Origin of the sequence: Paraburkholderia sp. GAS33, assembly GCF_050436645.1 — a bacterium.
Classification (GTDB): domain Bacteria; phylum Pseudomonadota; class Gammaproteobacteria; order Burkholderiales; family Burkholderiaceae; genus Paraburkholderia; species Paraburkholderia phenazinium_B.
On record NZ_JBNDMP010000008.1, the window covers coordinates 257136 to 280192 of the forward strand.

A 23057-nucleotide genomic window follows, 5' to 3' on the forward strand; every position below is an offset into this window, starting at 1 on the left:
ATCGGATCACCAACCGTAAAACCTCGGCCACTCCTCAACGTTCCCGTCCTCGACGAGCGCCTGATACACAGGATGCTGCGCGCCAGTGGCGCAGGCATGATTGGGCAGAATGCGCAGTCGCGTGCCGATCGGAAAGCGGCGGGCGATCTCGTGATCCGGCTGCCCCGTTCGAGAGATTATTCCGTGCTCCTGATTTGCTCCACTCATCAGATAGTCACCCAATACTTCACCGCTTTCCGCGCAGACAAGGCCGTAGCCAAAATCCCGCTTCTGCTGTTGGGTCCCGCGATCACGGCTCATGGCCATCCAGCCCGCGTCGACGATCGCCCAGCCTTTCTCTTCCTGGTGGCCGATCACAGTCGTCAAGACACTCAGCGCAATCTCGGATGTTTCGTTGACGCCGACGTTATGCATGACCAGATCGAACAGGACATATACGCCAGCGCGGACTTCAGTCACGCCTGCGAGATTTTCAGCGGACAGCGCCGTGGGTGTCGATCCAATGCTCACCACCTCGCACGACATTTCGGCAGCGCGAAGCCGCTCAGCCGCGCGAACCGCTCCAGCACGCTCCTGTTCCGCGATACGCACGAGCGCGTCGTGCGTGTCGTATTCGTAGCTCGATCCGGCGTGGGCCATGACGCCACCAAGGCGCATACCGCTCTCAACCAGAGCTTTGCCGACGTTGATAAGCAGATCGTCGTCCGGAGCGATGCCCGAGCGATGACCGTCGACATCCACTTCGATCCATACCTCAAACGCTTCACCTTGCTCACGGCCGAATGCTCCGATGGCTTCGGCACACGCGACGCTGTCGGCAACGATCTTCAGATCGCAGCCTTTCCGGCGCAGTGCCAGCGCGCGGCCGAGTTTGTCCGGCGCCATGCCGACTGCGTACACGATGTCCCGAATGCCCGCCGCAAAGAACTGCTCCGCTTCCTTGAGCGTCGACACGGTGATGCCTCGTGCACCCGCGGCGATCTGTGCTTCAACCACCTGCAAGCACTTGGTAGTTTTGACGTGCGGCCTGAAACGCACACCGAGCGAATCCAGCCGTTGTTGCATCCGTTGGATGTTGCGTTGCATGCGTGCGACGTCGATCACTGCTGCCGGGGTATTCAGGGACTGCAGGTTCATCCGGGACTCCTTAGGAAAGGCGATTCGAAACTCGCTGCCGGGCTAGCGATAGTTAATCACGTTGATGATGTCATTGAGGAACCACGGCAGAATCAGTTGCGTGTCGGGATAGCTCACGCCGACGCTGAGCCTCGGTGGCCTCGAGGTGGAGTCACCCGGCATCACACGGTCGGGCGTATGCAAAATGTAGCTATCCTTGTCGGCCGGACCCGGCTGGGCGGTCTGACTATCGGCGGGTGCCGACGTCGAGGCACAGCCGGCGATGAACACGACGAGAACCGCTGCGAAGCAAAAGGGCTTCATGATGGTGTGAACTCCAGCAACGTTACTTTCACAGTATGGCCGATGACGACGCCCGCTTCATCCGCCCACACTCACGCTTAATGAATCCCGGCGTTTAGCGCCGGCCACTCGTCACCTCGCACAGGCACTCGGCAAACTCAGCTGCCGCGGCCTGCTCATGACGGCCGCTACGCTCGACCAGCCCGATCTCACGAAAAAACACGTCGTCATCGCCAAGCGGCAATGCGGCCACCGTGTCGGGCATATAGAGTCCGGCCGCCTGCGGCACAATCGCGACACCAACGCCCTGGGCTACCAACCCGACTATGCCTTGCAATTCGTCGAGCTCAACGACGTCGTGCACCGTCACACGGATCCTTCGTAGAAAGCGATCCACCAGCCGGCCGCCGAACGAATTGCGATCGTAGCGAATAAAAGGCTCCGATTTGAGCACCGAGCGCCACGGGCGAGTGGCCAGTTCACGCGGCACGAGCAAGACGAACGGTTCCAGAGTCAGCGTGCGCCACTTCAATTCGGCCGGCAGCGCGAACGGCGGTTTGATGATCACCGCCACGTCCACCTCCCCCGAGTCCACGTGAGCCAGCAGATTCAACGACACGCCCGGAATGACACGAATGCGCCATCCCGGCGAATCCTGCCTGAAGCGTTGAATGGCGCTGACCAGAAACGAACCTTGCGCCGACGCGATCGCCCCGACGCGCAGCAAGCCTGACTGCTCCGCCACACCGCCGCGATCGGCCAGGCGCGCGTACACCGAGAGCAGTTCCTCGGCCACCTCGACCGTATGTTTGCCGGCCGCATTGAGCGTCGCCGAGCGGCCGGTCCGCTCGAACAACGGATAGCCCAGGTCCTCCTCCAGACGCTGGATCTGCGCGCTCACCGCCGATTGCGTCAGCCCGATATGAGAGCCGGCACTCGCGAAAGTGCCGTAACGCACGACAGCCAGAAAGGTTTTGAGCTCTCGCATCATGGTGGGATTGATCGATTTTATTGTTGCTGAGGACAAAAATATATCGCTATTCCACTATTTTTGTCATCCCTAGACTGGTTTGCGTGGCACCACATTGAACTACCTGAGGATCCCAACATGAGCGACACCACGACTGCCGTGCCCCCCTTTCACCTCGCCTTCCCGGTGCACAGCATTGCCGCTGCACGCGAGTTCTACGGCGACCTCCTCGGTTGCCCCGAAGGCCGCAGCTCGGAAGACTGGGTGGATTTCAACTTCTACGGCCACCAGATCGTGGCCCATCTCGCGCCGGAGGAAGTCGGCCATCGCCAGACGAGCGCCGTGGACGACCACGCGGTCCCGGTGCGCCATTTCGGCGTTGTATTGCCCATGGAGCAATGGCACGCCGCAGCGAAAAAACTCACGGACGCGGGCATGCAATTCATCATCGAACCGTACATCCGCTTCAAGGGCGAAGTGGGCGAGCAAGCCACGATGTTCTTCCTTGATCCGTCGGGCAACGCGCTTGAGATGAAGGCCTTCGCGAACATCGAATCGCTGTTTGCCAAGTAAGCCAATATAACCAGGCAGCAGCCCTTCCCCCTTTTACAGGCTCAAGACCCGTTTGCGGCAACGCAAACGGCTGGAGGAGTATTAACGTGAGCGCCGCGATACCCGTCAATGATGAAGTAAAACGCAGCGCGTCCGATGCAGCCGCATGGACGCTCCACGCTTCCGGCGAGCGTCTGCTGATCATCGAACTGCATGCCGGGGACCGCGTCGCCGCAAACCGCAGCGCGCGCGATTTCGCCGCGCGCATCGCGGCGGAAAACCTGCCGTACGTGACCGGTATCGTCCCGGCCATGACGACTGTCGGCATTCACTATGCGCCGCATCGGGTGCCGCTGGACAACACCAGTCTGGCACCCTATGACGCACTCGTCGAAGCGCTGAACAGTCTGTTGAAAACAGTCGACGCCACGCAAGAGGCAGCACGACGCGTGGTCGAGATACCCGTTTGCTACGGCGGCGAACATGGGCCGGATCTCGGCGAAGTGGCTCACGCCTGTGGCCTTTCCGAGCACGAGATCATCGAACTGCACAGCGGAGCGCTCGTGGACGTGATGATGCTCGGCTTCGCTCCAGGGCATCCCTACCTCGGCATGCTCGACACCAGACTGAGTCCCGCGCGGCGCGCAACGCCCCGCACCGCTGTCGCCCCAGGTTCGATCGGTCTCGCTAACCGGCAATCCGTGATCTATCCGCTGACGTTGCCCGGCGGCTGGAATCTGATCGGACGGACCCCGCTTGCACTGTTCGACCCGGCGCGAGAAGCGCCTTGCCTCGTCAATGCGGGAGACCAGGTTCGCTTCGTGCCGGTCACGCCAGAGCAGTTCGAAACCATCAGTCACAACGCAGGAGCGGCGCGATGAGTATCGAAGTCATCAAGCCCGGTGCGTTGAGCACCTTTCAGGATCTCGGTCGGACTGCTTATCGTCACCTCGGCATCCCCGTCAACGGCGTGATGGACGAGCGCGCGCATCGTCTCGCCAATGCACTGGTCGGTAATCTGCCGTCTACCGCGACGCTCGAGATTACGTTGATGGGCCCGACGCTCCGGTTTCACGAAGACGCGGTGATCGCGCTCAGCGGCGCGGACCTCGGCGCTTTGCTGAATGGCGAGCCTCTTTCTGTCGATCATATGGTTGCGGTTGCGAAAGGAAGCGACCTTTCGTTCGGCAAGCGCAGCTTTGGGACGCGTGCATACCTTGCGGTGCGCGGTGGATTCGTCTTCGATCCGGTGATGGGTAGCGCCAGCACCTACACGCGCGGCGCTTATGGCGGCCACGCAGGACGTCCATTGAAAAAAGGCGATGTGCTTTCTTTGAGTCAACTGGCACCGTCCAGCAGGCTGGCAAAGCTGTCGCAAGCGGCACGAAGCCTGAGCCAGGCGTTCGACGATCAGGTTGCATTGCCGCCCGATTCGCCTATACGGGTGATTCGCGGTCGTGAGTGGTCCTGCTTTTCATCGCACGCCCAGCAAGCGCTCGAGGCTGCGCCGTATCGGATCTCGCCGCAGTCGGACCGGATGGGTTATCGACTCGAAGGCGAGAAGCTCGAGCTGACGGCGCCGCGCGAAGTGATATCGGAAGCGGTCGATTTTGGTTCGATCCAGGTTCCCGCCGACGGCCAACCAATCATTTTGATGGCAGACCGCCAGACGACCGGCGGCTATCCGAAGATCGGCCATGTTTGTGCAGTCGATCTGCCACGGCTCGCACAAAAGATGCCCGGCGAGACCATTCGCCTTACGCTCGTCGACCTGGGTACCGCCCAACGACTGATGTTGTCCCAGCAAAGAAGCTTCGCAGCACTAGAGCAGCTTTGTGTGGCGTCAAGCTGACTACCCCCCACTCTGGAACCGATGATCATGCCGAACGCCTCAACTGCACACTTCGAAACAGACGCGACGCCTTCCGCATCGGCGACGAGGAGTGCCGCTCGCAAGGCAGCGCTTGCCGCGGCCGCCGGAACGGCAATCGAGTATTACGAGTTCGGTGTTTATGGATACATGGCATCCATCATCGGCCCGCTGTTCTTTCCAGCAGGCAACGGCACGGCTGCCCTGCTCTCGGTGCTGGCGATCTTCGGCACGGCCTTTCTGATGCGCCCCGTCGGCGGTATCGTACTTGGACGCCTCGGCGACAAGGTAGGACGCCGTAGCGTCCTGATCGTGACGGTGATCGGCATGGGCGTCGCCACCGGAGCGGTGGGTGTGCTGCCCACTGCGTCTCTCGTGGGAGGACTGGCCCCCATCGCACTCCTGATGGTCCGTCTCGCGCAGGGCTTTTTCGCCGGCGCTGAGGTGACCGGTTCCGCAGCGTACGTGGCGGAATGCGCGCCGCGCGGCCGGCGCGGTTTCTATGGCGCGGCGACGCCGGTGGGTGTGGCGATTGGCGGCGCACTCGCCGCAGCCGTCTGCGGCTTGACGAGCGGCTTCATGAGCAGCGCGCAACTGCACGACTGGGGCTGGCGCATTCCGTTTCTGATGGCGCTCCCGCTCGTACTGGTTTCGGCTTACGTGCGCAAACGCATCGAAGAATCGGCCGTGTTCAGGAAGACCCTCGAACAGAGCAAGCCGGTCAAAGCCCCACTGAAAGAAGTCTTCACGCACCACCGTGCGGCGATGCTCAAGGTCTTCCTGATTTCGTTTGGACAGAATGCCGGGTACTGGGTGGGCTTTGTGTTCATGAACATCTACATGATCACCTACCTGAAGTACGACAAGACCAGCGTGTATTGGCTCATGTCCTTGGTCAGCCTCTCGATGGCCGTGCTGATGCCCGTATGGGGCGGCCTGTCCGACCGCATTGGACGCCGCAAAGTGCTGGCCATCGGCTTCGCTGCGTATATCGTGCTGGTCTTTCCGATGATGATGCTGATGAATCACCAGAACATCGGCCTCGCGTTCCTCGCGATGTTTATCGTGGCGCTGCCGATGCCGATCGTGCAATCGGTGGGCTACCCGACCTACGCGGAGCAGTTTCCGACCCGCGTCCGTTATACCGGCACCGCGTTCAGCTTTAACTTCGGCGCGATGCTCGGCGGCGGCGTCACACCCTATATCGCCACCGCGCTGATCGGCTCGACCGGCAACCTGCTGAGCCCGGCGTTCCTGCTGGTCGCGGCCGCATTGATCGGTCTTTTGACGCTCACCAGGACGCGCGAAACTGCGTCGGAGTCGTTGCAGTAGCGCGATCGGATCGGGAGTGAGCTTCATGGAACGTCTCAAGCGCAATTCACCTGAAATCTCGCCGACGCCCGCATGGGCGCTGACTCCGCAAGGCGCACGCGCTGGAATCCGCGCGGGTTTCAATGGCAACACGAGCGGCATGGCGCCGGGCTACGCGCAAGGCAATCTGGTCATCCTGCCGCAATCGTGGGCGGATGACTTCGCGGGCTACTGCCGGGCCAATCCCACGCCTTGCCCGCTGATCGGCATGACACGGGCCGGCACAAGCCTCGTCCCCATGCTCGGTGACGACGTCGACCTGCGCACCGACTTGCCGCGCTACCGGGTATGGCGCGATGGCGTCCTCGCAGCAGAGCTCGATGACATCTCCGCCCTCTGGCAGGACGATTTCGTCGGCTTTGTGCTTGGCTGCTCGCTGTCATTCGAGCACGCGCTGGAAGTGGCCGGTTTGCGCGTACGCCATGTCGACGAGGGCAAGGTCGTCCCGATGTATCGCACCTCTATCCAGACGCAACCGGTTGGACGGTTTCGCGGCCCGATGATCGTGTCGATGCGACCCTACACGCCGCAGGAAGCAGCGATTGCATATGAGGTATGCGGCGGGCTGCCCGGCGCGCATGGTGCCCCCATCCACATGGGCGACCCCGCGGCGATAGGAATCCGCGACGTGGCCGTTCCGGACGAGGGAGAACCCACCGAGATCCTCGACGGTGAGCAGCCCGTGTTCTGGGGCTGTGGTGTGACGCCGCAGGCTGCGACCATCGAGGCGCGGCCCCCCATTTGCATTACGCACGCGCCGGGCTACATGCTGGTCTGCGATGTGCGCGTGGAAGACCTGGTTCTTCTTTAGGATGCCTTTGCTTGAGGCGTGACGTCCAACGAACGCTGTTCTTCGTCCGCGTCGGTCCATTCGTCGCCGAACAGCTCCGGCTTGGCATAAGCCTGCAACGCCGCGTAATGCTCGTCGCAATCGTCACAGAACATGCGTGAAACGATGCCTTGTGCGAGCCGCTCGGCTCCGATGCTCACAGCCGGAATATCGCCCGACAGCTTGCCCTGACTGGCGAGCGCGGAGTAGTTGAAGAGGTGAATGCGGCCCACTGACGGACAGCTTCCCGCGACCTTTTCCTGACACTCGAACGCAGCACCGAGATAAGGCGAATTGGCCAGTTCGTGGTTCGGTCCTTCCTGCGAGGCGTCGAATGCATCCTTCCAGAGCCGGATGTTGCCGGCCACCGTCGCAAGCTCCGGGCGCACCTGCAGGTCTGTCGTGAAGCCCGTGGCGAAGATGATGAAGTCGAGCGTATAGCGGCCACGCGGTGTCTGCACCACCAACTCGTTGCCCTCTTCGACCACATCTTCAACCGGGCTGCCCAGATGGAAATATGCCTGCTCATGGCGTGAGACCCGCAGCGTGCTGCTGCGCGGAGGCGGGGTCTGGGTCGCCATCGCATAGCTATTGAAGCGCCATTTCCAGGCGTCGGGTAGCGACGCGAAGCCGTGCGCGAGACCCGGGCTGGAGACACCGGTCAGCTTGTTGATCCGCGGCAGGTCCTTGCGCCGGATAAACATGTCCAGGCGCGCGGCGCCCGCCTCCAATGCGGTCGCTGCATTGTCCATTGCGGAAGCGCCCGCGCCTACCACGGCCACGCGCTTGTCGCGCAACGCGGCGAAGTCGATTTCGTCAGCGGAGTGTGCCCAACGCTGCCTGCTCAATTTTTTCGCCATCGCCGGGACCTGTGGCTGCCCGCCGCCGTCGCGCCCCGTGGCAAGCACGACATGGCGCGCCAGCACGCGTTCTTCTCCAGTGGGCGTCGCCAATGTCACTTCGAGTGCGCTATTCGCGGGCGTTGCAGGACGAATTGCCAGTACCGTCGTCTCGCTTTCGATTTCAAGGCCCAGTACGCGTCTGTACCAGACCAGATAATCCATCCACTGCACACGCGGAATCTTGTCGAGCGACTGCCAGGCATCTGTGCCGAACTGCGCCTCGTACCACGCCCGAAACGTCAGCGCCGGCAAGCCGAGACACGGGCCAGTCAGATCTTTAGGCGAACGCAGCGTTTCCATGCGTGCGAAAGTAATCCACGGTCCTTCCGTGCCCAACGGCGCCTTGTCGACGATGCGCATGTTGTCGACGCCAAGCAGCTTCAGTGCTCCCGCCGCAGCAAGGCCACACATGCCGCCGCCGACGATCAGGACATCGGTCACGGCAGCACCGTCAATCGTTCTGCGCGGCGACCAGCCTGCCGGCGGCAGGCACAGCCACTGCAGATCTTGTGCTAGCCGCGCCTCCAGGTCATCGAGCGAGGCAAGGCGGGTCAAGGCGGATTCACGCATGACCCGCCCCTGCTTCGCTGCCGTCCCGCCGGTTGGGAAGAATGGGTGCGCCAAGCGTTTGCATCAGACGGTTTGCCCACGCAAAAATAGCCACAGCGTGCGAATAGTCGAGGATCTCGCCGTCGCTCATGCCTAGCGAGCGAAGCCGCGTCACGTCGTGTACACCAAACTCACCGGACTCGAGCGTCAGCCGGCGTGCGTAGCGCATCAGTTCGCGCTCCCGCTCGTTTGCGCCCCCGCTAACGGGATCGGCAAACACGCGTGTGACGAGATCCGACTCCTTCGTCAACTGATTCAGTCTTTGTGCATGCACGGATGCGCAATACGGGCAGCCGTTTAAGGTGGAAACAACTAATGCCCCCAGTTCCCGGTCGGCGCGCGACAGTCCGCCCGGCGCATACATGATGGCGTTATACGTGCCGCTACGTTGCCGCAGTACCGCGGGATTGTGAACGAGCGTCAGGTAGTAAGGTGAAGTGCGGGCCGTCGGGCCGCTTTCGTCGAGGACCGCCAGTTGATCGGGCGTGGCCGTGGCGAGATCCACCGGCGTGAGCCACGATGCCCATTCGATCGGCTCGGCGGTAAAGCCGCTATGAGGAACGAAATTCCTAGAGCCACTCTTCGCGGTTGACGCCGCACGTTCGACGCCGGCAAGCGCACGCACCGTGAGAATCAGACGCGCCTGAAACGATACATAGCCGATCAGTTGCGAAAGCGTGACGATTTCGTACTCCGTCATACCCACTGCGTGCAAGGCGTCGAGCGCAGCTTGATCACACGATGCCGGGGCAGACGTTACGCGCGTGGTGTGTTCAAACACCGCCTTTTCCAACGCATCTTCTTTAGCGTCCGTATCGAGCGGCCCAATACCCTCAAGCGCGTCAAGATAAAAACGCGCCAGCCCTGCTTCCTCGGTCAACGCTGCGACCTTGGCGGCACATAAGAAGCGCAGACGCAAATCGAAGTTGCCGGGTTCGTCGACAAACAAGGCATCAAACGTAGCCTGGATAAAGTCGACGATCTTCGGCCGATGTTGCCGGATGTCCCGCGCGATCTGCGGATTTTCCGGATCAGCAATCTGGTCGACGACATCGCCTTCTGGATGGTTGTTACTCACACTACACTCCTTTTAAGCTTGGTTCTGATCTGACTTTTACGCTGGCCTTCACGACTCAAGCGTCCCAAGCTGAGCCGTCGCGGACTCATCCCGCGATGGGCGTTTCATAAAAATCACCGATATCAGCCCCAGCGTCAGTCCAATCATCACGTAGAACACCGGTGCTAACGGCGAGCCAGTCAGCTTGATCAGGCCGGTCACGAAGAACTGCGCAAAGCCGCCGAAAATCAGCACTGCCACGTTGTTGACGATCGCAAGAGACGTCGCTCTCGTTCGCACCGGGTACAGTTCTGCAAGGGTCGTGCAATAGACGCCGAGAAAGGTGGCACTAAACACGCCCGCAATCACCTGAGTCAGCAGCAGGCGCTCGATTGAGGGAGCGGCCGTCACCCACGCGTACAGCGGATACAAGGTCACGAGATAGGCCCCTAACGACGCCAGCAGAAGCCGTTTCCTGTCGAAGCGGTCGGACGCCGCGCCAGCAATAGGCACCACAATCAGCATGACGATGGCCGCAATCATCTGCACCATAAAACTTTGTGCAAGCGGCAAGTGCAGCACCTGCTTCGCGTAGGTCACCGTATAACCGAACGTGACATAAAACGACACCGCACTGGCGACGACCATGCCCATGCCGATCAGGTACCTCGCGCCATGCTGTTTCAGACCAGCGCTCATGGCCGTCGAGCGCGTTTTGGCGCGGCTCAGCACCTGGGTGAAAACACTCGACTCCATCACACTGCGGCGCATGTACAGCGCAATCGGCACGATCACGAGGCCGACCGCGAAGGGAATGCGCCAGGCTCCGGCCGCCTGTTGTTCCGGTGTAAAAAGCTGCGTGATCAGCATGCCGAGTGCGGCACCCAGAACCTGTGCCATCAATTGCCCGGTGATCTGCCACGAACCGAAGAAGCCGGCCCGGCCTGGCGGCGCGAGTTCGATCAGAAACGCGGTCGAGGTGCCGAACTCACCGCCCACCGAAAATCCCTGCAAAAGGCGTGCAATCAGCACAATCAGCGGTGCGACGACACCTGCGCTGGCATACGTCGGCGCGAAGGTGATCATCAGGACGGAGACGGCCATGATAAACATGCCGAGCGTCATGGCCGCCTTGCGGCCGCGGCGGTCGCCATAAAGCCCAAGCACGATGCCGCCGACCGGCCGCATGAAAAATCCCGCACCGAACAGCGCCGTTGTGAGCAGGATGGCATTGAGCTCGCTTCCCGGTATGGCTGAATTAACCGGGAAAAACAGCTTGCTGATTACCGGCGTCATCACCGCGAACACGGTGAAGTCGTACCACTCCATCGCGTTGCCCAACACCGCAGCGACCACACCGCGTCTACTGCTCGATCGTGATTCCATCGGTTCGATTCCTTGCTGTGATTTGCAGGGCAGGCGCTAGCATGCCGGCCTCAGCGGCTATTTTGCCTTGAAACAAAGCCTTTCAGCGAAAGTCTGTCGACAGCAGGAAGAAAGAAAAAATTGAACGGACAGAAAATCTCCATGCATTGCGCCCGGCGGGTAGACTTGCGTATATCCGCATACACTTCGTATACTTAACATATAACTTCAGTGAGAGCGCGTGAATACTAATTCCACCTCCAGTCCCGAGAAGCTCGGCGAACTGGCCTATCAGACGCTGCGCCGCATGATCCTCGACAAGGCGTTGCGCAGCGGTGGTCCGGTCGTCGAAGGTCGGCTCGCCGAAGAACTCAACATCTCCCGCACCCCGATGCGCGAGGCTCTGCTGCGGCTCGAAGGCGAAGGCCTGTTGGCGCGCGCCGGCGCGCGCTCCTATTCGGTGCGTTTCGTCAGCGCGCAGGAATACTTTCAGGCCATGAAAGTGCGCGAACTGCTCGAAGCGGAAGCCATCGGGCTCGCAATCGGCAAGATCGACAAGAAGCTGGTGCATCAGCTGGTAAAGAAGATCAAGGCGCTCAGCAGCGGCCAACAGGAACAGGCCCACTGGCAGCTCGACGATCAGGTGCATACGATGATGGCGCGCGCAAGCGGCAACGATGTGCTCGCCCATATGATCGACCTGGTGCGCACGAACAGCCGCCTGTTCGAACTGGTCACGCCGTTTAACCGTATCGAGGAAGATCGCGCCGAGCATCTGGCGATCCTTGAAGCGTATCTGGCGGACGACGCGGAAGCGGCGCGTACCGCCGTGCGCACGCATCTGCAGAACCTGCGCCGTTTTGTGCTCGACCGGCTTGCAGAAGGCACGTATAGCTGAGCGGCGCAGCAGCGCATGGGCGCTGCACGCAAGGGATTGTGTGCAACTTCCGTACTGCCTGCGTGCCGCTTCAGTGCCGCAAAATCTTCCCGACAAATTCCCGCGTGCGCGCTTCCTGCGGCGCATCGAATAGCTGCTGGGGCGTGCCGGTCTCAATCACGTGACCGCCGGCCATAAACACAACCTTCGACGACACTTCCCGCACGAAGCTCATTTCGTGCGACACGATGAACATCGTGATGCCATCAGAAGCGAGTTCACGGATCGTGTCGAGCACTTCGTTGACGAGCTCAGGGTCGAGCGCAGCGGTCACCTCATCGAGCAACAGTACCTTGGGCTTCAACGCGAGCGCACGCGCAATCGCCACACGCTGCTGCTGACCGCCCGACAATTCGTCCGGATAGGCATGCAAGCGGTGCGCGAGCCCCACACGCGTCAGCAGATTGATCGCATTCTGCTCGACCTCGGCGCGCGGCCAGCGTTTGATCTTGGTCGGCGTGATCATCACGTTGTCGATCACGGTCATGTTCTGGAACAGGTTGTATTGCTGGAACACAATCGCGATGTCCAGACGCAGCGCACGAACAGCGGTCCTGTCCGCATAATTCACCTCGCTGCCGTTCAGAAGCACGCTGCCGCGCTCGGGCTGCAGCAGCCCCATCAGGACGCGCAGCAAGGTGCTCTTGCCCGACCCTGACGGTCCGATCAGGCTGACAATCTCGCCCTTCTCGACGGACAGGTTGATACGCTCCAGTACCGTGTGCGGACCATAGGAGGCTTTCAGATCAACGATTTCGAGTTGAGGCAAGATTCTTCTCCAGGCGCTTACCTAAGCGCGACAGGGGATACGACATCAGGAAGTACAGCGCCAGGATGCTCCCGTACACGAGCGTGGCGGAAAAACCCTTGTTGCTGAGCACCTTCCCCGCCGATGTGAGTTCCATCACGCCGATCTGCGAGGCAAGCGCCGTGTCCTTGATGAACATGACGAAGAAGCCGAAGGTGGGCGGCAAGATCACACGCCACGCCTGCGGCACGATCACGTAGCGCAGCGTTTGCAGATAACTGAAGTTAAATGTGCTGGCGGCCTCCCACTGATTGACGTGAACCGACTCCAGGCCGCTGCGCACGATCTCGCCGAGATACGCCGCGGCAATCAGGCAGACGCTGATCAGCGCAACCGTGAAAGTCGACAGGTTCGCGTTGAGCGCCTGGCTGGCAAAAAACACCAGCATCAGCGTGACGAGAAACGGTACGCGCCGCAGCAGCAGGCAGTATGCGAACATCAGCGCGCGCACTGGGGCCATCGCCCGCGAGCGCGTCACACGCAGGACTGCCACCGCAAAACCCGCAACGAATCCAGCCAGACAACCGATTACCGACAACACGAAGGTCGCGACCAGCCCTTCGAGCAGCAACAACAGGTTGTAGTACGAAAACAGGCCAGCGAGTTGCATCATCATCGAAGAGCCGGCCATCAAAACACCCTGATCTTCGCGCGGCACACATGGCGGCCGAACATTGCAAGCGCGAAAGTTGCCAGCAGCGTGATGGCGATATACATGACGGCCGCCACGCTAAACGCTTCGACCGACAGGTAGGTCTGCGAGCTGATGTTATAGGTGCGCCCCGTCAGTTCCTCGACGCCGAATATCGAGGCCATCGAGGTACCTAAGGTCATGACAATGAACTGATTCGACAGAGGTGCAAACATCACTTTCACTACGTGTGGAAAAATCACATACCGCACGATCTGCGGCGTCGAAAAGCCCAGTACTTCCGCAGCCTCGATTTCCGTCCACCGTACCGATGCGAAACCGGCGCGCTGGATTTCACACAGGTAAGCGCCTGCATTAAACGTAGCGCCGATCAGAACCGCGGAGTACGGCGACAGCGTAATGCCGATGTCGGGCAACGCGAAAAACAGGAAGAAAATCTGCACGAGCTGCGGGGTATTGGTCGCAAAGCTCACATAGGCGGTGACAACACGGCGCAAAACGGCCGGCCCGTACCGCAGGACCGACGCGCAGACAAGTCCGATCAGCATGCCAAAAGCGAACGCCAGTACCGCGATCTGCAGGCTGAGCCACGCGCCGCCCAGCAGATACGGCCATTGCTCGAGGATGGGCCCGAACTGAAGCGTCATCTAATCAGCACTCCTTGAAACGAAGTTGTGCAGCGCCCGTTGCAGTAAAACCGCAACGCGCGCTGTCAGTGACGCGAAGCCAAGCTTATTGCGCTGCAACCGCAGGCGGCGCAGCGGTCGGATCGTACAGCATCGGGCTGCCAAACCACTTCTTCCAGCTTTCCGCCACAAAACCGTTCTTCTGCAAGACGCCGATTTCCTTGTTCAGACGCTCGGTCAACGCGGTATTCCCCTTCTTGATGCCGATACAGTCGTAGTCCACTTCAATCGGTGCGTCGACGACACGCCATTTCGTCGGATAGCTTTTCGTGAAGCTCAGCATGAAATCGAGCACGTCGATCAGCGCGTCGGAGCGGCCCTGCGCAATCGAGCGTACCGCGTCGGGATAGTTGTCCAGCAACAGCAGTTGCGCCTTCGGCAGCTTGTCCTGAATCAGCTTGACCGGTGTCGTGCCGCGCACCTGCACGAGCCGAACCGACGGATCGTTCAGTTGCGTCCAGTCCTTGTACGGCTTGTCTTGTGTGGTCAGCACGCCCAGTACTTCAGTATTGACCGGGTCAGTGAAGTCGATCACTTTCAGCCGGTCGGCGTTGCGCGTCATACCGCCCATCACCGCGTCGATCTTGTCGGACATCAGAAACGGCACGCGGTCGGCCGAGCCAACCGGCACGATTTCCAGCTTGACGCCCAGCGAATCCGCAATCTTCTTCGCGATGCTCACATCGAAACCGTCGATATTGTTCTTGGCATCATAGACGCCAAGCGGCGGCAGGTTCGGGTTGATACCGAACACAATCGTCTTCGAGGCAAGGATTTCGTCCAGCGTGCGGGCGCTTGCATCGAGTGAGCCGAGCAGCGCGCAGGCCGCGAGGCCAGCGGCGAGCATACGGCTCAGGGTGATCGAGGGTTTCATGCTGTAACTCCGTGAGAGGGGCGGCTAGGTGTGGGAAGGCTCGGTCGAGGCGTTCGCAGCGCCACTTGTTTTTGGCGACTTTGCGTATACGTATCGTATACGTTAGTATCAAAGCATCGCCTAAATTACTTGTCAAGCGAGGTTGGTGCCGATGTCTGCAGCGGATGCCATGCGTATTCACGACTCGAACCGTGTTGCAACCGTCGAGCTGTTTCTCGACGGGCAGCGCTTCACGGCACGCGCGGGCGAAAGCGTCGCGGTCGCCCTCTTTGCGTCTGACATAAAGGCCTTGCGCTCGAGCCCGCGTCTGCGCGAGGCACGTGGCATGTTCTGCCTGATGGGGTCGTGCCAGGAATGTCTGGTGATGGTCGACGGTCGCCGCACACTCGCGTGCCGAACACCGGTGACCGATGGCCTGCATGTCGAAACCGTCCCGGAGACCGGCGCCGATGGCTGAGTTCGACGTGGTGGTGCTTGGAGGCGGACCGGCGGGCGTGCATGCGGCGCTGGCAGCGGCATCGGCTGGGCTGAACGTCGCGCTGTTCGACGAGAACGCCAGCGCGGGAGGACAGGTCTACCGCGCCCCCCTGGAAGGCATGCGCGCCGCGAGCAGCGCCGATCAGCAGGCAGGCGACGTATTGCGGCGTGAGCTGACCGCCAGTACCGTGACTACCTTCTTCGCCCACTCGGTGTGGGCCGTGACCGGCGATTACCGCATCGACGCCACCGGCCCCAACGGCCCTGTGCATTGCATGGCGCGCGCGCTGATCGTGGCATCGGGAACGACTGAACGGGTCGTACCGTTCGAAGGATGGACCACGCCTGGTGTAATCGGCCTCGCCGCTGCGACGATTCTGCTGAAATCGCAAGGAGTACTGCCTGGTCGCTCGACGCTCGTCGCCGGATGCGGGCCGCTGCTCGCGGCCGTGGCGGCGAAGACCATCGAAGGCGGCGGCAAGGTCGAGGCAATTGCCGATCTCGCCGGCACCGCCGACTGGGCACGCACACTGCCGGCGATGCTTGCGCGCCCCGGTCTGCTGCGACAAGGTGTCGACTGGTGGCGCACCATCAACCGTGCCCGGACGCCGCGGTATGGACGTCACACCATCATTCGTGTCGAACCGGCTGACGAACGCTTGCGTGCCACGCTCGCCCCCTGCGACGCGGCTGGACGTCCAATCAGCGGACAGCGAACGACCGTGCTGGCCGATTGCATCGCCGTCGGTCACGGTCTCACGCCAGCCACGGAAATCACCCGTCTGTTGCGCGCGAAGCATCGCTACTCGCGCGCGGCGGGAGGATGGATCGCCGTCGCCGACCAGGACGGACGCACCTCGCGCCCACTGCTTTATGTCGCTGGGGACGGCGTCGGCATCGCCGGTGCGGCGGCGGCCGCCACGCACGGCGCGTTGGCCGGACTGGCCTGCGCGCTCGATCTCGGCGCGGCTAATCCCGTGCGCCTGACGCGCGGCATCGGGCCTGCACGCAGCGCCCATCGGCACGCCGCGCGCTTTGGCCATGCGATGGCCAATCTGATGGCGCTGCGCCCGGGACACGTGGAAAGCATTACGCCTGAGACGATTGTGTGCCGTTGCGAAGACGTGACACGTGCAGAGATCGAGGCCGCCTGCGACGCCGGCGCTCGCGACATCAATCAGCTCAAGGCGTGGACACGCTGCGGAATGGGCCCCTGCCAGGGCCGCACGTGCGGCGACGTAGCCGGCGAACTGCTGATGCGGCGTATGGGCACCGCTTCGCGCGAAACTGTCGGCTGCTTCTCGGCCCGCACGCCGTTGCGGCCGGTGACGGTGGAAGCGTTGACCGGCAATTTCACATATGACGAAATCCCCATTCCGAAGGCGGCTCCGCTATGAGCACGCCGGGCCAGACCGTACACGGACCATTCGACGTTGCCATCGTAGGTGGCGGCGTGATGGGTTGCACCACTGCGCTATTCCTCGCACGCGGCGGCATGCGGGTCGCGCTGATCGAGCGTGATGCCCTGTGCCGCGCCGCCTCGGGCGTGAACGCGGGCACGCTCACGCTTCATATGACGCGTGCCGCGCTGGTTCCGTACGCCAGGCGCGGCTGGCAAATGTGGATGGAATCCGAACAATGGCTTGGTTCCAGCGTCCTTGCGACCGCGGTGCCGGGGCTCTCGCTCGCGTTCACCGAAACCGAGCGCGAACTGCTGCGCGCTCGCGCCGCAGCCCGACGCGAATACGGCGCGCAGATCGACCTGCTCGAGCGCGACGCCGCGCTAGCGGTCGAACCGGGGCTCAATCCCGCGATGCTTGAAGCCGCGTTCTGCCAGACAGACGGCTTCGCCAGTGCTTATTTAACCGGGCGCGCCTTTCACGCGGCGCTGCGGACAGCCGGCGTGCAGATCTTCGAGCAGACCGCTGTCACGCGCATTGATCACGCCAATGGGCACTACCGCGTACATGGCCCCGAACACCAGGGCGCCTCGGTTCGCATCGACGCCACGCGCCTCGTCATGGCAGGCGGTGTCTGGCTCGAACCGCTGCTCGCGATGCTCGATATCCGCATTCCCGTAAAAGCGCTGGTAAACCAGCTCATCATCACCGAACGGATGCCTCCCGTCATGCGCACGGTGCTAAGCATTGCGAACGGCTTGCTGTCGATGAAGCAGTTCGCTAACGGCACCGTACTGATCGGCGGCGGCTGGCAAGGTGTCGGCGATCGCGCGCGCGGCCCGGTCGAAACGATTCCGCAAAACCTCACCGGCAACCTGCGTCTCGCGCAGCACGTGATTCCCGCGCTGGCAAAAGCGCGTGTCGCGCGCATCTGGCTCGGTCTCGAGGCCGAGACCGCCGACGCCATGCCGATGATCGGCGCGCTGCCTGGACTCGCTGACGCATGGGTCATCGGCTGCGTGCATTCCGGTTATACGAGCGGGCCCTACATGGGCAAGCTGCTCGCTCAAACGATGCTCGGCGCGACGCCCGAGCTGCCGTTGTTCGATCCCGCCCGGCTCATCGCCGCCGCGCCCGAACTCCCTCAACGAGAACAGACCCAATGATTCCCTCGCACGACGCTCCCTTCAACGGCATCTACGCCTCCACACTGTGCCCGCTCGATGCGCACGGCCGCCATCTCGACGAGGCTGCGCTCGCGTCCCATCTCGAGGAGGTGACGGCGATCGATGGGATAGTCGGACTCCTGATCAACGGCCACGCGGGCGAGAACTTCGCTCTGTCGCGCGATGAAAAGCGGCGCGTGGTGGAAATCGCGCATAGTGTCTGCGGCGACCGCTCGATCATCGTCGCAGGGATCAATTCGGAGGATAGCTACGAAGCGCAGGCGCATACTGACGATGCCCAGCGGGCGGGCGCCGACGCCTTGCTGCTGTTTCCGCCGTACTCGTGGGCGCTCTCCACCGATCTGGAGACCGTCGTCACGCACCACCGGCTGGCCAACGCGAACGCCGGTCTGCCGATGATGCTCTATCAGGCCGGTGTCAGCACCGGTGGAATGGCCTATACGCCTGAAATGCTAACGGCGCTGGCCAGCTTGCCCGAAGTGGTGGCCATCAAGGAAGGCAGCTGGGAAACCGCCGCGTACGAGGCCAATCGCAGGCTTTTGAAATCGGTGGCGCCGCATATTGCCGTCATGGCGTCGGGCGACGAGCACCTGTTCCCATGCTTTGCCATCGGCACCGAGGGTAGCCTCGTCAGCCTGGCAGCGGTCGTGCCGGAGCTGATCGTCGCGCTGTACCGCGCGGTGCTGAACGGCAGCCTCAGCGAAGCGCAACAGCTCCATGCGCGCGTCTATCCGCTGGCAAAGCTCATCTACGGCACCGCGCCCGGCTCGCACGCGAACGCACGCCTGAAGGCCTGTTTGCACCTGCTTGGCAAATTCCCGCATGCATCGATGCGACCGCCCATCTCGCGCCTGTCCGCTGCAGAAATCGGCCGTCTCGAGGACGCCCTCTCCTTTGCCCTTGCCACTGACCATGAACGGAGCGATTCATGACTCACGACCCGACACGCACGCTGATTCGCGGAGGACGCCTGATTACCGCCATTGACGACTACGTCGCCGATATCGTGATCGAAGGCGGACGCATCGTCTGTATCGGCCAGCAGCTCGAAGCCGGACCCGACACTCACGTAATCGACGCGAGCGGCCTGCTGGTATTTCCAGGCGGCGTCGACGCCCACACGCATATGGAGAATACCTTCGGGCCCTCGGTCACCTGCGACAATTTCGCGTCCGGTACCCGCTCGGCGGCGTTCGGCGGCACCACGACGATCATCGACTTTGCGCTGCAAAACGCCGGCACCAGCCCGCTTGACGCAATTGCGCGCGCGCAATCGAAAGCGGCCTCGGTTGCCAGCATCGACTATGCCTTTCACGTGATCGTCACGCAGGTCGACGACAAGGTCCTCGGCGACATGCAATACGCGATCCGTCACGAAGGCGTGTCGAGCTTCAAGATGTTCATGGCGTACCCCGGCACGGTGATGTCGGACGATGCGGCGATTTTCCAGGCCATGCGCATGGTGGGTCAGCATGGCGGCATGATTGCGTTGCACGCCGAGAACGGCACCGTGATCGATCTGCTGATTCGCGAAGCGATTGCCCAGGGTCATACATCGCCGCGCTATCACGCGCTCACACGTCCGGCCATCATGGAAGGCGAGGCGACGCATCGCGGCATCAAGCTCGCAGAGCTCGCCGAGGCGCCGGTGTACTTCGTGCATCTATCCGCCAAGGAAGCGCTAAAACATGTGATCGAAGCGCGCGACCTCGGCATTCCTGTGTTTGCGGAAACCTGCCCGCATTACCTGTTCTTCGACGAGTCGGCCTACGCCGACGAAAGCTTCGACACCGCACGCTATGTGATGAGCCCGCCGCTGCGTTCTAAAGACGCGCAGAACGCGCTATGGACGGCGCTGAAAACGGACGACCTGCAACTCATCTCCACCGATCATTGCCCCTACTGCATGAAAGAAGGCCATCGCGGCAACGTGAACCAGAAGCCGCTCGGGCAGGACGATTTTTCGAAGATTCCGAACGGCGTGCCCGGTGTGGAAACTCGCATGACCGTTGTTTACGACGGGGGGGTACGCACGGGCCGAATTTCGCTGAACCGCTTTGTCGAACTGACGTCGACCGCGCCTGCGAAACTGTTTGGGCTGTTCCCGAAGAAAGGCACGCTGGCGATAGGCAGCGATGCCGATATCGTGCTGTTCGATCCAGGTGAAGTACATACGATCAGCGCGCATACACAGCACAGCGATTGCGATTTCACGCTATTCGAAGGCCACTCTGTGACGGGACGCGTGAAGAAGGTATTGCTGCGCGGCGAGTTGCTGATCGACGACGGCGAGTGGGTGGGTCAAACCGGACACGGGCAATTCGTGCCGCGCGGCGAGTTGGGCGCGCACTGGTAACAGCGTCAGGCCTTCCTGCAAGGCTTCAACCCGTCACCGCGGTTGACGCTGCACTGTACGGCCCAACGGCCGCCGAGCGCGGGCGCGATGTAACCGATCTTCTCCACTGGTTGCTTCGTTACAGGATGCCGCCCGTTGAATTCGATCCAGCCGCCGCCCTGCTCGACCGCGCGCCAACTGGCCTCGCGGATCGCGCTCTGGTCGTCGCCGGGCAACGCATCTTTTCGCAGCTTGCCGGCCTTGCTCGGGTCGGAGCCGAAGGCACGGAAATAGTCGTCGCGATCCGCCACCACGATATAGAGGTCGCGGTCGCGAAAGCCGCCCTGCGGGTCGTGAAAGTGACGCACGGCAACTTCGGGCCCCTCGCTGTCCACCAGTTGCGCCGCACGCTGCGCCATGGCGCGTGCCTCGTCGGCACAGCCCTGGCGTAGCCGGATATATTTGACGCCGTCGCTGAGCCGGTCGGCACGGGCCTGCAACTGACTTGCCGTTTCCACCGACCCGCCGACCATCTGGCCGTTGCGCTGGGTGATGTCGTCCAGCACCTCGACCGCCTGGGCGATCTCCTGCAAGCCGATGGTCTGCTCGCTGCTCGAGCGTGCGACGTCGCGCAGCAACGCGGCTACCTGGCTGACCGCGTCGACTGCACGCGTCAGCAGATTGCGGCTGCCTTCAATGGCTTGCACGCCGTCCGTCACCTCGTCGCGAGAATGCTGGATCAGCTTTTTGACTTCCGCGGCGGCCTGCGCGCTACGCTGCGCCAGGGCCCGCACTTCGGAGGCGACCACGGCGAAACCGCGGCCGGAATCGCCAGCGCGGGCCGCTTCTACTGCGGCATTGAGCGCGAGGATATTGGTCTGGAAAGCGATGCCGTCGATCACGCTGAGCATCTCGCCCATCTCGTGCGAGCGCTGCTCGATGCGCTCGATGCTTTCGACTGAAGCGCGCACCGCCTCCTGTCCCGCAACCGCATCGGCGTGTGCACGGGCGGAGCGCTCATCGGCTTGCTGTGTCTGATTGGTGTTATAGCGCACGGCTTCCAGCAAGGTCTCGAGCGAGGCACGGGTTTGCTGAAGGCTCGCAGCCTGCGATTCGGTGCGCTGCGACAGCGAGGTGGCGTGTTCGGTCGCCTCGGCGCCGCCCATCGCGATCAGTTCTGCTTCGCTGCGAATGCGAGCCACGATCTGCGAAAACTGGTGGGCCAGCAGACGCCCCTGTTCGCCGAGCGCCGCCAGTTCGTCGCGTCCGGGCAAGAATACGTCCCGCACCAGATCGCCTTCGCACAGCGCCTCGAGTTGGGCCCGCAAGATTGAGATGGCGCGGAACAGGCCTACCCCGAACCAGCCGAACATCACCAGGAACTGCGCAAGGCCAAACGCAGCGCCATAGTAGCCGTACCAGCGGGCCGCGGCGACAGCGCCAATCGCGCTAAGCGCGACAATCGTCCATTGCACGCGCAGGTTCCAGCGGCGCAGTGCCGAGCCAAGCGGGAGAGGCGAGGATGATGAATGCGACGGGCCCGCGGCAACGCGTGGCGTCTGTTGACTGGCTGACATGGATCTCCCCCAAACCGCAGTGGCGTTGCCTCCGATCGCCGCCCAGATGCATAGGAATGCAACCTGGAAGCACGTCGCGGTGGGCATATACGTTCTTCTGGCGATTCTGCCATAGCGGGTGTCGCGCGGTTATCGCAAGTGGCCTCATCTCGCATCTATTCTGTTTATCGGACGAGCGGGAGATAAACGGGACGCGCGCGCGGCAGCGTCGTCAGCGGTGTGCCGCAAGCAGCAGGTCCAGGAATGACTCAGCGCTGCGAGTCAGGGGTCTTGATTCCTCGACGATCGCGCAAAACGGTATGTCGTAGGACGGCGATTGCGGCAGCACCGCGAACTCATAACGCGGCGACAGTTGCGCCGCATAGTGTTCGGGCAGAAGACCGACGTAGCGCCCCGTCGCCACCAACGTTGCGACTGCTTCGAGCCCGCTGGCTTCCGGACCTTGCCGGAAGGCGTGAGTCGCGAGCGCGTCTTCGACGAACGGATGCGGGCGATACACGAGCGGCCACTCGCCCTTCTCGCCGGGTGCATCGCTAACCGCGCCCTGCGCCGGCCGGTAGTAGACGCGATGCGTTTCGGTGAACAACGGATAGTGACGGAAGGCCCGCGCACGTTTATAGACACCTCGAATCGCGATCTGCACGCGTCGCTCGGCGAGCGCCGTGCCAAGATCGCCGAACGTCATCACCTTCAGCGTCGGCGTGACCAGCGGTGCGATGCGGTTCAACTCGCCGAGCGCATCCGCGACCTTGCAGTCCTTGTGCGTCATCACGTGCTCGGACATGCCGAGCACCAGCGGCCCGGACAACAGGCCACGTACCGCATCGACTTCCGGCTTGATCCGCTCGAGTGCTTCGAGCGCCTGCAGCGAGACGCGCAACGCCACCTGGCCGCCTTCGGTCAGTTGGAAACCTCCGGGGCCCCGTTCGCAGAGCTTCAGCCCGAGGCGCGCTTCGACCTCGTTGATATGCCGGCTGATCGATGCTTTAGACATCAGCAACGTGCGTTCGGCGGCAGCGAAACCACTTGCTTGCGCGGCTGCGCAGAAGACCCGCAGCGAACGAAGGTCGCGCTCATCGAGAGGCATCTTTTTCATCGCGGCAACGTCGTCGAAAGGTCTTGGTTTTCGGAACCATATCAGCACAAAAATAGTTATTCAAAACTATTTTGACTGCCTACA

The 23057-nt window shown here is 62.1% G+C and carries 23 protein-coding genes; 11 read left to right on the top strand and 12 right to left on the bottom strand.

Translation table 11 applies throughout. From position 1 onward, the window contains the following. Positions 1-6: 6 nt before the first annotated feature. The 3 genes from P3T24_RS24385 to P3T24_RS24395 all read right to left on the bottom strand — a co-directional run bounded on the left by P3T24_RS24385 (position 7) and on the right by P3T24_RS24395 (position 2410). On the bottom strand, positions 7-1137 hold the full coding sequence (locus tag P3T24_RS24385) for a DSD1 family PLP-dependent enzyme (protein WP_429438601.1): 1131 nt from the start codon (positions 1135-1137) through the stop codon (positions 7-9). 42 nt (positions 1138-1179) lie between these two features. After that, entirely contained in the window at positions 1180-1440 is a 261-nt protein-coding gene (locus P3T24_RS24390; protein ID WP_429438604.1) for a hypothetical protein, read from the bottom strand. 94 nt (positions 1441-1534) lie between these two features. Continuing rightward, positions 1535-2410, bottom strand: coding sequence for a LysR family transcriptional regulator (locus tag P3T24_RS24395; protein ID WP_429438607.1), 876 nt, complete (start codon positions 2408-2410; stop codon positions 1535-1537). Positions 2411-2527: 117 nt separating this feature from the next. On the opposite strand from P3T24_RS24395, the gene P3T24_RS24400 reads away from it, so the two are divergent. The 5 genes from P3T24_RS24400 (at position 2528) to P3T24_RS24420 (ending at position 6993) form a co-directional block, all read left to right on the top strand. After that, positions 2528-2962 carry a VOC family protein gene (locus P3T24_RS24400; RefSeq protein WP_429438609.1) on the top strand — a complete coding sequence of 145 codons (435 nt, stop codon included), beginning with the start codon at positions 2528-2530 and terminating at the stop codon, positions 2960-2962. 86 nt (positions 2963-3048) lie between these two features. Further along, positions 3049-3822, top strand: a complete 774-nt coding sequence (pxpB, locus tag P3T24_RS24405) for a 5-oxoprolinase subunit PxpB (RefSeq protein ID WP_429438611.1) — start codon at positions 3049-3051, stop codon at positions 3820-3822. Continuing rightward, the gene (locus P3T24_RS24410) at positions 3819-4793 is read left to right on the top strand and encodes a biotin-dependent carboxyltransferase family protein (RefSeq protein ID WP_429438613.1); all 975 of its coding nucleotides are present in this window, start codon (positions 3819-3821) and stop codon (positions 4791-4793) included. The genes pxpB and P3T24_RS24410 overlap by 4 nt, the downstream gene beginning before the upstream one ends. Positions 4794-4820: 27 nt before the next feature. After that, positions 4821-6143 (top strand): MFS transporter, encoded by a 1323-nt coding sequence (locus P3T24_RS24415; RefSeq protein ID WP_429288567.1) that lies wholly within the window; start codon positions 4821-4823, stop codon positions 6141-6143. A 25-nt stretch (positions 6144-6168) separates the two neighbouring features. Further along, positions 6169-6993, top strand: a complete 825-nt coding sequence (locus P3T24_RS24420; RefSeq protein ID WP_429438616.1) for a putative hydro-lyase — start codon at positions 6169-6171, stop codon at positions 6991-6993. Here the strand turns inward: P3T24_RS24420 and P3T24_RS24425 are convergent. From P3T24_RS24425 to P3T24_RS24435, 3 genes are read right to left on the bottom strand one after another with little or no spacing between them, the layout of a single operon-like run. Next, on the bottom strand, positions 6990-8483 hold the full coding sequence (locus P3T24_RS24425; protein WP_429438619.1) for an NAD(P)-binding domain-containing protein: 1494 nt from the start codon (positions 8481-8483) through the stop codon (positions 6990-6992). The two genes, P3T24_RS24420 and P3T24_RS24425, sit on opposite strands and share 4 nt — an antisense overlap. Next, a complete protein-coding gene (locus P3T24_RS24430) occupies positions 8476-9600 on the bottom strand; it encodes a CMD domain-containing protein (RefSeq protein ID WP_429438622.1) in 1125 nt (374 codons plus the stop codon). Before P3T24_RS24430 ends, P3T24_RS24425 begins: the two co-directional genes overlap by 8 nt. 48 nt (positions 9601-9648) lie before the next feature. Then, positions 9649-10965, bottom strand: a complete 1317-nt coding sequence (locus P3T24_RS24435; RefSeq protein WP_429288565.1) for an MFS transporter — start codon at positions 10963-10965, stop codon at positions 9649-9651. 220 nt (positions 10966-11185) lie between these two features. Between P3T24_RS24435 and P3T24_RS24440 the strand changes: the two genes are divergently transcribed. Beyond that, positions 11186-11842, top strand: coding sequence for a GntR family transcriptional regulator (locus P3T24_RS24440; protein ID WP_074268011.1), 657 nt, complete (start codon positions 11186-11188; stop codon positions 11840-11842). A 70-nt stretch (positions 11843-11912) separates the two neighbouring features. On the opposite strand, the gene P3T24_RS24445 is transcribed toward P3T24_RS24440, so the two are convergent. The 4 genes from P3T24_RS24445 to P3T24_RS24460 all read right to left on the bottom strand — a co-directional run bounded on the left by P3T24_RS24445 (position 11913) and on the right by P3T24_RS24460 (position 14901). Beyond that, the gene (locus P3T24_RS24445) at positions 11913-12650 is read right to left on the bottom strand and encodes an amino acid ABC transporter ATP-binding protein (protein ID WP_429438625.1); all 738 of its coding nucleotides are present in this window, start codon (positions 12648-12650) and stop codon (positions 11913-11915) included. Continuing rightward, positions 12628-13320, bottom strand: a complete 693-nt coding sequence (locus tag P3T24_RS24450; protein WP_254369002.1) for an amino acid ABC transporter permease — start codon at positions 13318-13320, stop codon at positions 12628-12630. Before P3T24_RS24450 ends, P3T24_RS24445 begins: the two co-directional genes overlap by 23 nt. After that, positions 13320-13988 (bottom strand): amino acid ABC transporter permease, encoded by a 669-nt coding sequence (locus P3T24_RS24455; protein ID WP_074268009.1) that lies wholly within the window; start codon positions 13986-13988, stop codon positions 13320-13322. Before P3T24_RS24455 ends, P3T24_RS24450 begins: the two co-directional genes overlap by 1 nt. Positions 13989-14073: 85 nt before the next feature. After that, positions 14074-14901: a transporter substrate-binding domain-containing protein gene (locus P3T24_RS24460; RefSeq protein ID WP_074268008.1), complete on the bottom strand. Its 828-nt coding sequence runs from the start codon at positions 14899-14901 to the stop codon at positions 14074-14076. Positions 14902-15052: 151 nt separating this feature from the next. Here P3T24_RS24460 and P3T24_RS24465 point away from each other — a divergent pair, with 151 nt between their 5' ends. Genes P3T24_RS24465 through hydA form a run of 5 tightly spaced genes read left to right on the top strand, consistent with a single transcriptional unit; the run spans position 15053 to position 20321 of the window. After that, positions 15053-15358: a (2Fe-2S)-binding protein gene (locus tag P3T24_RS24465; protein ID WP_429288563.1), complete on the top strand. Its 306-nt coding sequence runs from the start codon at positions 15053-15055 to the stop codon at positions 15356-15358. Beyond that, positions 15351-16775 (top strand): FAD-dependent oxidoreductase, encoded by a 1425-nt coding sequence (locus P3T24_RS24470; protein WP_429438628.1) that lies wholly within the window; start codon positions 15351-15353, stop codon positions 16773-16775. The genes P3T24_RS24465 and P3T24_RS24470 overlap by 8 nt, the downstream gene beginning before the upstream one ends. After that, positions 16772-17944 carry an NAD(P)/FAD-dependent oxidoreductase gene (locus tag P3T24_RS24475; RefSeq protein WP_429438631.1) on the top strand — a complete coding sequence of 391 codons (1173 nt, stop codon included), beginning with the start codon at positions 16772-16774 and terminating at the stop codon, positions 17942-17944. Before P3T24_RS24470 ends, P3T24_RS24475 begins: the two co-directional genes overlap by 4 nt. Further along, the gene (locus tag P3T24_RS24480) at positions 17941-18897 is read left to right on the top strand and encodes a dihydrodipicolinate synthase family protein (RefSeq protein WP_429288560.1); all 957 of its coding nucleotides are present in this window, start codon (positions 17941-17943) and stop codon (positions 18895-18897) included. Before P3T24_RS24475 ends, P3T24_RS24480 begins: the two co-directional genes overlap by 4 nt. Beyond that, the gene (gene hydA / locus P3T24_RS24485) at positions 18894-20321 is read left to right on the top strand and encodes a dihydropyrimidinase (RefSeq protein WP_429288559.1); all 1428 of its coding nucleotides are present in this window, start codon (positions 18894-18896) and stop codon (positions 20319-20321) included. The genes P3T24_RS24480 and hydA overlap by 4 nt, the downstream gene beginning before the upstream one ends. 5 nt (positions 20322-20326) lie before the next feature. On the opposite strand, the gene P3T24_RS24490 is transcribed toward hydA, so the two are convergent. Both P3T24_RS24490 and P3T24_RS24495 read right to left on the bottom strand, forming a co-directional pair. Then, the gene (locus P3T24_RS24490) at positions 20327-21877 is read right to left on the bottom strand and encodes a methyl-accepting chemotaxis protein (protein ID WP_429438634.1); all 1551 of its coding nucleotides are present in this window, start codon (positions 21875-21877) and stop codon (positions 20327-20329) included. A gap of 211 nt (positions 21878-22088) precedes the next feature. Beyond that, entirely contained in the window at positions 22089-22973 is an 885-nt protein-coding gene (locus P3T24_RS24495) for a LysR family transcriptional regulator (protein ID WP_074268002.1), read from the bottom strand. Positions 22974-23057: the final 84 nt, after the last annotated feature.